Raw genomic sequence first — 11,652 nt, forward strand, 5'->3', positions numbered from 1 at the left:
AACCTGGCTAACATGAAAATCATATACCGCGTATTACTGGCGATAGTTTGCATCCCCTGTGCAACACCGTTGTATGCCCAGGATATACATCTGTCGCAGTTCTATGAAACGCCTATCCTCCGCAACCCTGCGCTGATAGGCATTTTCAACGGCGATGTGCGCGTGCAGGCAGTATATCGCAACCAGTGGAACAGCGTTACCATTCCTTACCAGACCGGCACTGTGAGTGGCGAAATAAAGTTCCCGGTAGGCCGCAGCAACGACTATGTGACTACGGGTTTGCAGGTAACCTACGACCGTGCAGGTACGTCCAAACTACAGTCCACGCAGATCTTCCCGGCTATCAACTATCATAAGTCCCTCAATGAGGATAAGAGCAGTTTCCTCTCCGTGGGGTTCATGGGCGGCTTTGTACAGCGGCAATTTGATCCTACCAACATGACCTTCAACAACCAGTACACGAGCGGCCGTTTTGATCCGGCTTCCCCTACCGGCGAGGAAGGCAAGCTGGCGCTGAAAGGCTACAGTTACCTGGATGCCGGTGTGGGCCTGAGTTACAACAGCGTGATCGGGGAAGATGTGAATTACTTTATCGGGGCCGGCTACTTCCATTTTAACCGGGCTAAAATATCTTTCTATAACGATCAGAATATTGAATTGCAGCCGAAACTTACGTTCAACGCGGGTATTACGATACCAATAGATGAACGGGTAAAAGTGATTGCACACTACAACCAGTTGCACCAGGGCACTTATACTGAATTTATCGGCGGTGCATTAATCGGTTATGGTTTGATGGACCAGGGGCTGGAATCAACCCGGGCTATTTATGGCGGCCTCTTCCTGAGATGGAATGATGCCATTATCCCTACTGTCAAAATTGACATGGATAAATACGAGATCGGAATGAGCTATGACACCAATATTTCCAAACTGAGAACTGCCAGCCAGACATTTGGCGGCTTTGAAATTTCACTGGTTTTCAAGGGATTTCTCAACAGCAGGAACTCGACACTGGAAAGCGTAAACTGTCCCAGATTTTAAATTATTATAAATCAATTAATTATGAAAATAAACTACCAAGCGTTAAAAATTACATAAAATATGCAGAAATGCTAACAAAATGGCCTGTGGTTTGTTATTTTTATGTAGAAACATGGGCGCTCGAGTGAGCTGAATTTATCAAACAAAAATTAGGAAATATTTGAAAAAAACTTTATTTTTATAATACTATGTGGAAAACCTCTACCCTGATTCTCATAATGGTTTTCAGCCTTTTTACCAGCATAGGTAAGGCTCAAAGCGATAAATCCCAACCTACTACGGAGGGGGGTAGCAAAATTGTGAAGCTATATCCCAATCCCGCTACTACCGTCATAACATTTGAAGTTCAACAACATAATAACGACCGCTTATACGATCTTATTGTATATAATTTCCTCGGAAAAAAAATAGATCAGTTAAAAGGCATCAGTTCCAAGACAACGGTGAGCCTGGATAATTATTATAACGGTCTGTATATTTTCCAGTTAAGAGATCAGCGGGGCAACCTGGTGGAATCCGGGAAATTCAATGTAGTGAAATAGATAATAGATATATCTGGCATCAAAATAAAAAAAGAAAAGTCACGATTTGCGTCGTGACTTTTTCTTTTTTATATCTTCTCTCATCAGGAAACTTCTACAATAAGGAATTTCAGATAAGTGGTATTCTCAATATTTCTCAGGATAGGATGATCCTGGGCCTGCGTCTGGAAAGTTACCTGGCGCAGTCTCTTCTTCGCATCTTTTGCGGCTGCATCAATGGTTTGCAGGAACAGGTCCGGCGATACCAGGTTGGTGCAGGACGCAGTTACCAGGAAGCCTCCGGGCTTCAACAGCTTCATCCCGCGAAGGTTAATTTCCTTATACCCTGTTACGGCTTTCGAGATATTTTCACGGCTTTTGGTAAAGGCCGGCGGATCCAGTATTACCACGTCGAACTTCTTCTCTTCCTTTGTCCATTGCTTCAGCTGATCAAACGCATTCACAGCCTGGAACCGGCAGATATCCTGCAGGTTGTTTAGTTCCGCATTTCTGCGGGCAGTAGCCACCGCTGTTTCGGAGATATCTAGTCCCAGTACACTTTTGGCGCCGTAAAAACCGGCGTGACAGGAGAAAGTACCGGTATAGCAAAAGGCTTCCATTACGTCGGCGCCTTTTACGATATGCTTAATTTCGCGGCGGTTGTCCTGCTGATCCAGGAAGTAGCCCGTTTTCTGGCCGTTCACGATATCTACATGAAACCGCAAACCGTTTTCATTGATGATCAGATTTGTGTCGAAAGGCTCGCTGAGAAAGCCTTTCTGTTGGGTCATGCCTTCCAGTTCCCTTACAGGTACATCGTTTCTTTCGTAGATTCCTTTAGGTGAAAAAATGCGGTTGATGGCATCTACAATGGCATCTTTCCATTTCTCCATGCCCAATGCGAGCGTTTGAATAACGAAGTAATCGTTGAATTTGTCGATTACCAGTGCAGGCAGATCATCTGCTTCTCCATATACAAGACGGCAGTTTTCCACATAGCCCAGTTTCTGCCGGTACTCCCAGCATTTCAGGAGACGGCGGTAAAAGAACTCCGGGTTTATTTCTTCGTTCTTATCACGGGTAAGCAGTCGTACGAGAATCTGGGATTGAGGATTGATATAACCACGTCCCAGGAAAAAACCTTTATGTGTATATACATCTACAATATCACCGGCATTTACATCTCCTTTTATTTCGGCTACTTCATTACCAAAAATCCAGGGATGCCCTTGTAATACCCTGTTCTGTATCTGTTTCTTTAAAAAAACTTTAGTCATTTATTGTATTTCGAGGGGCAAAGGTAGCTATTTAGCGGTTAGCCTCCCGGTTTTCACTTCAATTCTGCCTTTTTGTCGGCAAAACCGCTGTTGGCAAAGAAATTGACTGCATACCAGCGCAGACAATTATTACTTATTATGACAGAAAACGAAAAAGACATGCAGACAAACGGTCAGGCTAACACTGGTAGCGAAAACGAAAGCATGCCAGAAGAAAATATAAGCAATAGTTCAAATACGAGTAATGCGCCAGATGAAGTGACAGAACTGGAGAAGAAAGAAAAGGAAGTAAGTGAAATCCGTGATAAATATCTCCGGTTACAGGCAGAATTTGACAATTACCGTAAACGTACTGCCAAAGAACGTATAGAACTGATGCAAACAGCCAGTAAGGAAGTTATCATATCTTTACTGGATGTGCTGGATGATACCGACAGGGCCGAAAAGCAATTGGAAAATACTACCGATGTTGCTGCCGTTAAAGATGGCGTAATGCTGGTTTTCAATAAACTGAGAAGTACCCTGCAAGCGAAGGGACTGAAGCCAATGGAGAGTATACACACCCCATTTGATCCGGATCTGCAAGAGGCTATTACCGAAATCCCTGCTCCTACGCCAGAGCTGGTTGGTAAAGTAGTAGATGTGCTGCAACCTGGTTATTACCTGAATGACAAGTTAATCCGTCATGCTAAGGTAATTGTGGGTAAATAATGACGATGTGGCATAATCTCTAAGGATGCCTATGCTAAAAGCTGACGTAAAGCAATATTTTTTACCGAACAAAAGCTGGTGCCTGCACCAGCATTAAGTGATTATTATAATGTCTACCAAGAGAGATTATTACGAAATACTGGTTGTTGCCAAATCTGCTTCCCAGGATGAAATTAAAAAAGCCTACCGCAAGGTGGCTATGCAGTTTCACCCTGACCGCAACCCAAATAACAAAGAGGCAGAAGAAAAATTCAAAGAAGCAGCTGAAGCTTATGAAGTATTAAGCGACCCTGATAAAAGGGCGCAATACGACCGTTTTGGCCATGCCGGCATGAATGGCAACCGTGGTGGTGGATATGGCGGTGGTGGAATGAACATGGACGACATCTTCTCCAACTTCGGTGACATTTTTGGTAACGATGATATTTTCGGCAGCTTCTTTGGTGGCGGTGGCGCCCGTGGTGGCGGTGGAAACCGTCGTGGACGCGGTACCCGCGGTTCTAACCTCCGGGTTAAGATCCGTCTTACCTATGAAGAAATCGCCAAAGGCGCCAACAAAAAAATTAAAGTAAAGAAATATGTACCCTGCCAGCATTGTGGTGGCCTGGGTGCAAAAGATAAAAACGCATTCCAGTCATGTAATACCTGCGGCGGTTCCGGCCAGGTAAGAAAAGTTACCCAAACTTTCCTCGGACAAATGCAAACCGTTACTACCTGCCCTACCTGTCATGGTGAAGGCCAGATCATTACCAGCAAATGCGGCCACTGTAAAGGTGAAGGCCGTATGTATGGCGAGGAAATGGTAAGCATCGATATCCCGGCAGGCGTTCAGGAAGGCATGCAGCTGAGCATGAGCGGTAAAGGTAACGCCGGCGAAAGAGGCGGCGCACCCGGCGATCTGCTCATCCTCATCGAAGAAGAACCACATCCGGAACTGCAACGCGACGGACTCAATGTGGCGTTCGATCTGCACATCTCCTTCCCCGATGCAGTGTATGGTACCTCCCTGGAAGTGCCTACCATCGACGGGAAAGCCAAAATTAAAATCCCTGCCGGCACACAGAGCGGTAAAATATTCCGACTGAAAGGCAAAGGATTCCCTTCCGTAAATTCTTATGAAAAAGGTGATCAGCTTATTCATGTGAATGTATGGACACCACAGCATGTAACCGCTGAAGAGAAAGAAATGCTCGATAAACTACAATCGTCCGATAACTTTAAACCAAACCCCGAAAAATCCGATAAAGGATTCTTCGAAAAGGTAAGGGATATTTTTAGCTGACGCGGATGTTGTCTTTCCCAGGATTACACTGATTTTACTGATTAGCTTGATTTTACTTTTTTGATTTTATAAAGGATTAAGGGAGATATAAGCGGATGTATTCGCTCTTATCTCCCTTAATCATTAAATCAAAATAAAATCCCAAAAGTTAAATCAGTAAAATCAGTGTAATCCTGGGAAAGACAACATCCGCTCTAAATATTACGCGATGGAACAAAAACTGCAGATGTTCGAAAACCGGCTGACGAAAGTTTTCCGGCATACATCCAAACTGGCCAGACGACAAAACATCACCTGCTACCGGGTGTATGATGATGATATTCCTGAATTTCCCTTCAGCATAGAAATGTATGAAGACCATGTTTACATCGCAGAGTACCACCGCAAACACGGCATGGAAGAAGATGCACACGAAGAGTGGCTCGATACCTGCCTGGAACTGATCAGCAAAGTACTGGAAGTAGCCCCCAATAAAATATGGGTTAAACAACGGCAACGTAAAGAAAACAGGAAAAGCCAGTACGAAAAACTGAGCCTGGAAAGCCATATCATGACGGCTTACGAAGCAGGCCTGCAGTTTAAAGTGAACCTTTCCGATTACCTTGATACCGGCTTATTCCTCGACCATCGCATTACACGCAGCATGATAAGGGAAGAAGTAAAAGATAAGAAAGTACTAAACCTGTTCTGTTATACGGGCTCCTTCTCCGTGTATGCTGCCGCAGGTGGCGCAGCAGAAGTAACTTCTGTGGATCTGTCCAAAACCTACCTGGCCTGGGCAGAAGAAAATATGAAGCTGAACGGGTTCGATAACCCGAAATATACTTTTGTACATGCGGATGTGCTCCAATACCTCGACACCCTGAAGCTCAACACCTATGATCTCGTGATCATAGATCCGCCGACCTTCTCCAACAGCAAGCGGATGAAGGATTTCCTCGATGTACAGCGCGATCATGCGGATATGCTCAATAAAGTATTACTGGCTACCAAAAAGGATGGGGTTGTTTACTTCAGCAACAACTACCGCCGGTTTGTACTGGAAGCCGATAAGATCAATGCCTCCAGCATCAAGGATATTACCAATCAGACCTTACCTTTTGATTTTCAGCAGAAGATGATCAGGAAGTGCTACCGGCTAATAAAATAAGGGGTCAACGCTTTCCTTTACGCAACATTTTTACCATCTTCAAAAACTCCAGGCGATAGTTGCCTTTGTCGGCGCCCAACGCCCTGCGGGCAATATCGCTCACCATGTCTATATTGCCTTTACCGCAGTAGGACGACTTGCGCAGCAACATACCGAATAAAGCCACCCCCGCGGCAAAGCGGCAATCATCGGATGCTTTATCAAAACTTTTCAGTTCCGCAGGAATTACACCGGGTAAATATTGCATCGCCGTGTCCTGCGGATCACGCCAGGATATTTTTACCCGGGCCAGCACTGTATCGCCGGCAGCGGCTTCCGGTGCAGGGATAATCTCATACAACGCCACGGAACAATGCCCGCTGCCGATAATCCCTCCGCCAAATTCCCCCTTCTCCGAACTGTCGGCAGGCAGTATTTTGTTCTCATAACCAATAAGCCTATACGACTTTACAAGCGCCGGGTTAAACCATACTTCCGACTGCACATCGCGGGCAATAGTAAACAGGGTGCTGCCGAATTCGCGGGCAAATATTTTATTGGCTTCTTCCAGGTCATCTATATACGCAAAATTACCATTCCCTTTACTGGACAGGGATTGCAACTTTGAGTCTTTATAATTCTTCATCCCAAAACCCAGGCAGGTAAGCAATACCCCGCTTTCTTTCTGCTGAATGATCAGCTCTTCCATTTCACTATCGCTGCTGAGGCCCACATTAAAATCGCCGTCGGTGGCCAATATCACGCGGTTATTGCCATCAGGAATATATTGCTCCGATGCAATCCGGTACGCCATTTTTATAGCGGCTTCCCCCGCGGTGGCGCCGCCGGCGCTGAGATTATCTATTGCATTGAGGATCTTTTCTTTCTGATCGCCGGGTGTAGCCGGTAAAAGAACGCCGGGTTCGCCGGCATAGGCTACAATCGCTACTTTATCTACCGGGCGCAGATTATTCACCAGGATGCGGAAAGCCGCCTGTAATAAAGGCAACTTATTGGGCGTGCCCATAGAGCCGGAAACATCCAGCAGGAAAACCAGGTTGCTGGCGGGAAAGCTGTCTGTTTCCAATGCGCGCGCCCTGATGGCGATCTGCAATAACTGGTGGGTAGTTTCCCAGGGGCAGGTGGTATAATTACTATACATGGCCATCGTTTGGCCAGCTAACGGTAACGGGTAATCGTAGTGGAAATAGTTGATCATTTCCTCGATGCGTACCGCATCCACCGGTACGGTTTCTTTCAGCCGGAGGAAGCGGCGGATATTGCTATAGGCGGCCCTGTCCACATCCAGGGCGAAGGTGGATACCGGGTGACTGGAGGTACGCACAAATTTATTTTCGTAGGTAGCGCCGTAAGTTTCGTTGTAAAAAGAATGTATTCCCATACCGGTATTACCGTAATTGGGATTGCTGCTGTGCAGCAGTTTTGACCGGGCTTTGGCAAGGGCCACCGGGTCGGCATCTTTACGTAGAGGCGATAACGTTATTAACAGCCTGTCGTATTTGCGCACCGTTACCTGTTTGGATTGATAACCGCTTTGTGTGAGCAATAACGTGGCAGATGCCGTGGGGATTGAAATTTTAAAAAGACCGAAAGCGTTTGTGACCACATGGACTGTGTCATCCATCACCTTCACCTGTACTCCTGCAACGGGGCGATGGGATAAACTGTCTTCTACCGCTCCCGATACCCAGATTGTTTGCGCCTGCAGCCCTCCACCCCAGAAAAGAAAGAGTAAAAGGTACTTGAGCATGTATTAAGTTAAGATTTTTTCCGGGCAAGCGCCCGGAAAAAATAATTACTGCCCGGATTCCACCAGTTGATAAATGGCTGGCAGATTCCGGCCCAGGCCATCATAATCAAGCCCGTATCCCAGCAGGAACTTATCCGGAACGGAAAAGCCCAGGTAATCTATTTTGATAGGATGTACCATCGCATCCGGCTTTGTGAGCAGGGCTGCTACAAGTAATTTTTTAGGTTGCTGATGCTCCAGTTGCGGCAGGAACTGGCTCATGGTGCGGCCGGTGTCCACAATATCTTCCAGGATCACTACGGTGCGGCCAAAGAGATCTTCGTCGAGACCAATGGCCTGTACCACGTTACCAGTGGATTTGGTGCCTTTATAGGAGGCCAGTTTAATAAAAGAGATTTCCGCCTCAATAGTGAGGTATTTAAACACATCTGCGGCAAACATAAAGGAGCCGTTGAGAATAGCGATAAATAAAGGGCGTTCCCCCTTCAGATCTTTGTTAATCTGTTCCGCCATTTCCTTTACCCGCTGCTGCAACGCCACTTCATCAATATAGGGCTGGAACTCTTTGTCATGCACTTTAATCACTGACATAATACTTCTGCATTTCCTTATTTAACAATCATCAGCAAAAAAAGATCGCTGCTTATTTATTTACCAGCAAACGCTGGCCGATTTTAATATCAAAACCCTGCAGGTTATTCCATTCCTGCAGTTGCGTAACAGAGCGGTTGTACATTCTGGCAATGCCATACAGCGTTTCCTTTGGCTGTACATCGTGGTATTGTGTACCGGACTTCTGTACAGGCGCAGGTGTAGCCGGCCGCGGAGCCGGTTGTGGCAGGGATGCCTTTGGCGTACCTGTATTTCCGGTGGTGGTTACCTGCCCGGCTTTTTTCAGGTCTTCTATCATGGCTACCGGCACACCACCCTGTGGTGGGGCTGGTTTTGTTTCCGGTACCGCAGCACCGCCTGCTGCGTTTTTAGCCACTTCTTCTTTAATGCCATCCAGTGCTTTACGGGGAGAAAAATCTTCCGGGGGCTCCTGGTCTTCTTCTTTCAGTACCCGGGTGTTTTTAGCCAGCCTGGGCGCCGCAGAAGCAAAGCCGTCGAGCGTTAACCGCTGACCGGCAGCAGGTTCTTCCCCTTCATTCATTTTATTACGGCGGCGCAACCATCTTAACTGTACCCCTTCTGCCTGGGCTACATCGTGCATGGTTTCCCCGTTAACAACATTGTGGTATTCTTTATTTCCCCTTTTGCTTTTCTTTTGTAAGAAGACGATCATATCCTTTGCGGGCGGATTGTCATTTTCCAGGTCGTTGTAACGCACCAGTTTACGGAGACGCATGTTACGCTGGTCGGCTACCTGGATCAGGGAGCTGCCTGCTTTTACATACACTGCTTTGCGGCCATTGATTTCAAAGATACCTTTGGGGTAGACCGTTTGTTTGGTAGTGGTAACCGGATTTTTTCTTCCGGGAGAAGTTTTGCTTCCTTTTTCCGTTACTTCAGCATACATCGTTCCATCGGTAGCAGCATCGCCGGCGGAAGGATCTTTCCCCATAGCAATCATGGTATATTGCTGGAGGTTATAATCTTCAATTACTTTGATCAGCTGTTGCGGATAAGTTTTATTGGTGGCGTATCCGGCCTGTTTAAGACCAAAAGCCCATGATTTATAATCATCGCCATCAAACTGGAAGAGGAAAGCGTAGCGTGGATTGGCGTGCAGGAAATCGGAGTGATCGCGGTAGGAATCGCGGGCGGATTCATATACGCGGAAACATTCCTGCGCGGCATCGTCGTCGTATTTGATGGTTTTGCCGGTCCAGGTATTTTTACATTTAATACCGAAGTGATTGTTCGATTGTAAACACAAGGTACCGTTGCCGGACTGCGTTTCTATAATCCCCTGCGCCAGTTTAATGGCGGCAGGCACGCCTGAGCGGCGCATTTCCTCAATGGCTAAGTTTTTATAGGTGGCAATGTACTGCTGCGTTGTGATGTTCTGTGCGTGCAGTACGGTAACGAAGCCAATAAGAAAACTGACTACCAATAAGAATTTTCTTACTTGCATGTATGTTCGGATTTAATGGGCGTTTTATTTCTTCCTGATCATCAGTACACCATCCCGGATGGTGAGTAATACCTGTTCTGCACGATCATCTGCCAACACTTTTTCACAAAAACTGATCATGGCCTTTGCCTGGCGTCCCTGTTCATTTTCAGGCAGCAGCACCTGGCCGTGATACAACACGTTATCTGCCAGAATAAATCCACCGGGACGCAGTTTATCCCAAACCAGGTCGTAATACTGTTCATATCCGGATTTGTCCGCGTCAATAAACACCAGGTCGAATACTTCATCCAGTTGTTCAATCACATCGGCCGCTTTACCGATATGCATTTTAATTTTATCTGCATTCCCGCTTGCCGAGAAATAATGATGACAAAGTGTTTCCAGTTCTTCGTTGATATCTACCGTGTGTAATATGCCATCGGGGGCCAGGCCCGCAGCCAGGCAAATTGCTGAGTACCCGGTGTAAGTGCCCAGTTCCAGGATGCGGCGGGGCCGGATCATATGGCTTACCATACTGAGGAACTGCCCCTGTACCTGCCCGCTCAACATATGTGGCAGCTCTACTTTCAGATGTGTTTCCCTGTTCAGCTGGTACATCAATTCACTCTCCTGACTGGTATATTTTTCTGAATAGGCCTCCACTGCTGCCGGTATGAGCTCCATATATTAAAATTTCTGCAAAGCTAAGGAAAAGCGGCTAACTGACAGCCTGTTGCTTCCAACAGAAAAAGCGGATATATCCATAAACGTTATTCTGCCGGTTTTTATTCTATCCGGGCGTACGTTCATGTATATCCGCTTTTCCGGCCCGGAGGCAGGCTTTATCAGAAATTCGGTCTTAATTTATTGGTTGTATAGAAAACACGGAAATATTCCACCACTTCATCTGCGGTGTCAAATAACTGCAGCAGGTCGAGGTCTTCCGGGTTAATATTGCTTTCCTTTTCCATCATTACGGTGCGGATCCATTGCAGGAGGCCACTCCAGTACTCTCTACCCACCAATACCATAGGGGTTTCCTCCATTTTTTTGGTTTGTATGAGGGTGAGTACTTCAAAGAATTCATCCATGGTACCAAATCCTCCGGGCATCATAATGAAGCCTTGTGAGTACTTGGTGAACATCACTTTACGGACAAAGAAATAGTCGAAATGAAGATTATTTTCCGGATCAATAAAACTATTGGGATGCTGCTCATGCGGCAGGCTGATATTAGCCCCTACTGATTTGCCATGTGCAGCCTGGGCTCCCCTGTTGGCCGCTTCCATCACACCCGGTCCACCGCCGGTGATGATGCCAAAGCCTTCGTCTGCCAGGCGGGTGGCTATTTCCTGGGTAAGATCGTAATAGCGGTTACCCGGCTTCGTACGGGCTGATCCGAATATGGAAATGCAGGGTCCAATTTTAGCCAGCTTCTCAAATCCTTCAACAAACTCCGCCATAATCTTGAATATCTGCCAGCTGGAATGCGCTCTTGTTTCCGTCCAGTCTCTTTCTTTAAGATTCTTTATACTACTGTTCATGCGACTGCTTTTTTATTATCCTATAAAACACTTCCCCGTGCAGGCACGTGGAATGATGTAATTTATATAATAATTGGCTTACAGTAACAGCCATACGCATAAAAAAAGCAGGTAACTATATAGAAACCTGCTTTACATTTAACACGTTATGAACGTGCAGCGATGTTAAATAAACATCGCTGCAGAAACGTTGCTAATGCTGGCAATCAAAAAAATAAATAATGTTGAAATTTATTAAGATAGTACTATCGTTTTAATCAACAGATGTTCTCATAACGCTTAATCTCCATTAATTTATTAATTATTTAAGCAAT

At 46.0% G+C, this 11,652-nt stretch carries 11 protein-coding genes; 5 read left to right on the forward strand and 6 right to left on the reverse strand.

The features are described from left to right. Nucleotides 1–12: 12 nt before the first annotated feature. A complete protein-coding gene (locus B5Z18_RS10595) occupies nucleotides 13–1,044 on the forward strand; it encodes a PorP/SprF family type IX secretion system membrane protein (protein ID WP_079469321.1) in 1,032 nt (343 codons plus the stop codon). 299 nt (nucleotides 1,045–1,343) lie between these two features. Continuing rightward, on the forward strand, nucleotides 1,344–1,586 hold the full coding sequence (locus B5Z18_RS10600) for a T9SS type A sorting domain-containing protein (RefSeq protein ID WP_159454263.1): 243 nt from the start codon (nucleotides 1,344–1,346) through the stop codon (nucleotides 1,584–1,586). Between the two features lie 83 nt (nucleotides 1,587–1,669). On the opposite strand, the gene B5Z18_RS10605 is transcribed toward B5Z18_RS10600, so the two are convergent. Continuing rightward, complete coding sequence (locus B5Z18_RS10605) at nucleotides 1,670–2,842, reverse strand: class I SAM-dependent rRNA methyltransferase (protein ID WP_079469323.1); 1,173 nt, start codon at nucleotides 2,840–2,842, stop codon at nucleotides 1,670–1,672. Between the two features lie 138 nt (nucleotides 2,843–2,980). Between B5Z18_RS10605 and B5Z18_RS10610 the strand changes: the two genes are divergently transcribed. The 3 genes from B5Z18_RS10610 to B5Z18_RS10620 all read left to right on the forward strand — a co-directional run bounded on the left by B5Z18_RS10610 (nucleotide 2,981) and on the right by B5Z18_RS10620 (nucleotide 5,985). Next, on the forward strand, nucleotides 2,981–3,553 hold the full coding sequence (locus tag B5Z18_RS10610; protein ID WP_079469324.1) for a nucleotide exchange factor GrpE: 573 nt from the start codon (nucleotides 2,981–2,983) through the stop codon (nucleotides 3,551–3,553). A 109-nt stretch (nucleotides 3,554–3,662) separates the two neighbouring features. After that, nucleotides 3,663–4,835: a molecular chaperone DnaJ gene (gene dnaJ, locus B5Z18_RS10615; RefSeq protein ID WP_079469325.1), complete on the forward strand. Its 1,173-nt coding sequence runs from the start codon at nucleotides 3,663–3,665 to the stop codon at nucleotides 4,833–4,835. A 208-nt stretch (nucleotides 4,836–5,043) separates the two neighbouring features. Beyond that, the gene (locus tag B5Z18_RS10620; protein WP_235015903.1) at nucleotides 5,044–5,985 is read left to right on the forward strand and encodes a class I SAM-dependent methyltransferase; all 942 of its coding nucleotides are present in this window, start codon (nucleotides 5,044–5,046) and stop codon (nucleotides 5,983–5,985) included. Nucleotides 5,986–5,989: 4 nt separating this feature from the next. On the opposite strand, the gene B5Z18_RS10625 is transcribed toward B5Z18_RS10620, so the two are convergent. The 5 genes from B5Z18_RS10625 to B5Z18_RS10645 all read right to left on the reverse strand — a co-directional run bounded on the left by B5Z18_RS10625 (nucleotide 5,990) and on the right by B5Z18_RS10645 (nucleotide 11,338). Beyond that, entirely contained in the window at nucleotides 5,990–7,735 is a 1,746-nt protein-coding gene (locus tag B5Z18_RS10625) for a YfbK domain-containing protein (protein ID WP_079469326.1), read from the reverse strand. Nucleotides 7,736–7,780: 45 nt separating this feature from the next. Further along, entirely contained in the window at nucleotides 7,781–8,326 is a 546-nt protein-coding gene (hpt, locus tag B5Z18_RS10630) for a hypoxanthine phosphoribosyltransferase (protein WP_079469327.1), read from the reverse strand. 52 nt (nucleotides 8,327–8,378) lie between these two features. Continuing rightward, entirely contained in the window at nucleotides 8,379–9,812 is a 1,434-nt protein-coding gene (locus tag B5Z18_RS10635; protein ID WP_079469328.1) for a glucosaminidase domain-containing protein, read from the reverse strand. A gap of 24 nt (nucleotides 9,813–9,836) precedes the next feature. Beyond that, nucleotides 9,837–10,478, reverse strand: a complete 642-nt coding sequence (locus B5Z18_RS10640; protein ID WP_079469329.1) for an O-methyltransferase — start codon at nucleotides 10,476–10,478, stop codon at nucleotides 9,837–9,839. Between the two features lie 161 nt (nucleotides 10,479–10,639). After that, a complete protein-coding gene (locus B5Z18_RS10645; RefSeq protein WP_111576694.1) occupies nucleotides 10,640–11,338 on the reverse strand; it encodes an LOG family protein in 699 nt (232 codons plus the stop codon). Nucleotides 11,339–11,652 lie beyond the last annotated feature (314 nt).

This window comes from Chitinophaga ginsengisegetis (assembly GCF_900168065.1).
Taxonomy (GTDB): domain Bacteria; phylum Bacteroidota; class Bacteroidia; order Chitinophagales; family Chitinophagaceae; genus Chitinophaga; species Chitinophaga ginsengisegetis.

Excerpts from the sequence above, each read along its gene's own strand:
- B5Z18_RS10595 (WP_079469321.1), top strand. The coding sequence starts at position 13 with ATGAAAATCATATACCGCGTATTACTGGCGATAGTTTGCATCCCCTGT.
- B5Z18_RS10605 (WP_079469323.1), bottom strand. The coding sequence starts at position 2,842 with ATGACTAAAGTTTTTTTAAAGAAACAGATACAGAACAGGGTATTACAA.
- B5Z18_RS10610 (WP_079469324.1), top strand. The coding sequence starts at position 2,981 with ATGACAGAAAACGAAAAAGACATGCAGACAAACGGTCAGGCTAACACT.
- dnaJ (WP_079469325.1), top strand. The coding sequence starts at position 3,663 with ATGTCTACCAAGAGAGATTATTACGAAATACTGGTTGTTGCCAAATCT.
- B5Z18_RS10620 (WP_235015903.1), top strand. The coding sequence starts at position 5,044 with ATGGAACAAAAACTGCAGATGTTCGAAAACCGGCTGACGAAAGTTTTC.
- B5Z18_RS10625 (WP_079469326.1), bottom strand. The coding sequence starts at position 7,735 with ATGCTCAAGTACCTTTTACTCTTTCTTTTCTGGGGTGGAGGGCTGCAG.
- hpt (WP_079469327.1), bottom strand. The coding sequence starts at position 8,326 with ATGTCAGTGATTAAAGTGCATGACAAAGAGTTCCAGCCCTATATTGAT.
- B5Z18_RS10635 (WP_079469328.1), bottom strand. The coding sequence starts at position 9,812 with ATGCAAGTAAGAAAATTCTTATTGGTAGTCAGTTTTCTTATTGGCTTC.
- B5Z18_RS10640 (WP_079469329.1), bottom strand. The coding sequence starts at position 10,478 with ATGGAGCTCATACCGGCAGCAGTGGAGGCCTATTCAGAAAAATATACC.
- B5Z18_RS10645 (WP_111576694.1), bottom strand. The coding sequence starts at position 11,338 with ATGAACAGTAGTATAAAGAATCTTAAAGAAAGAGACTGGACGGAAACA.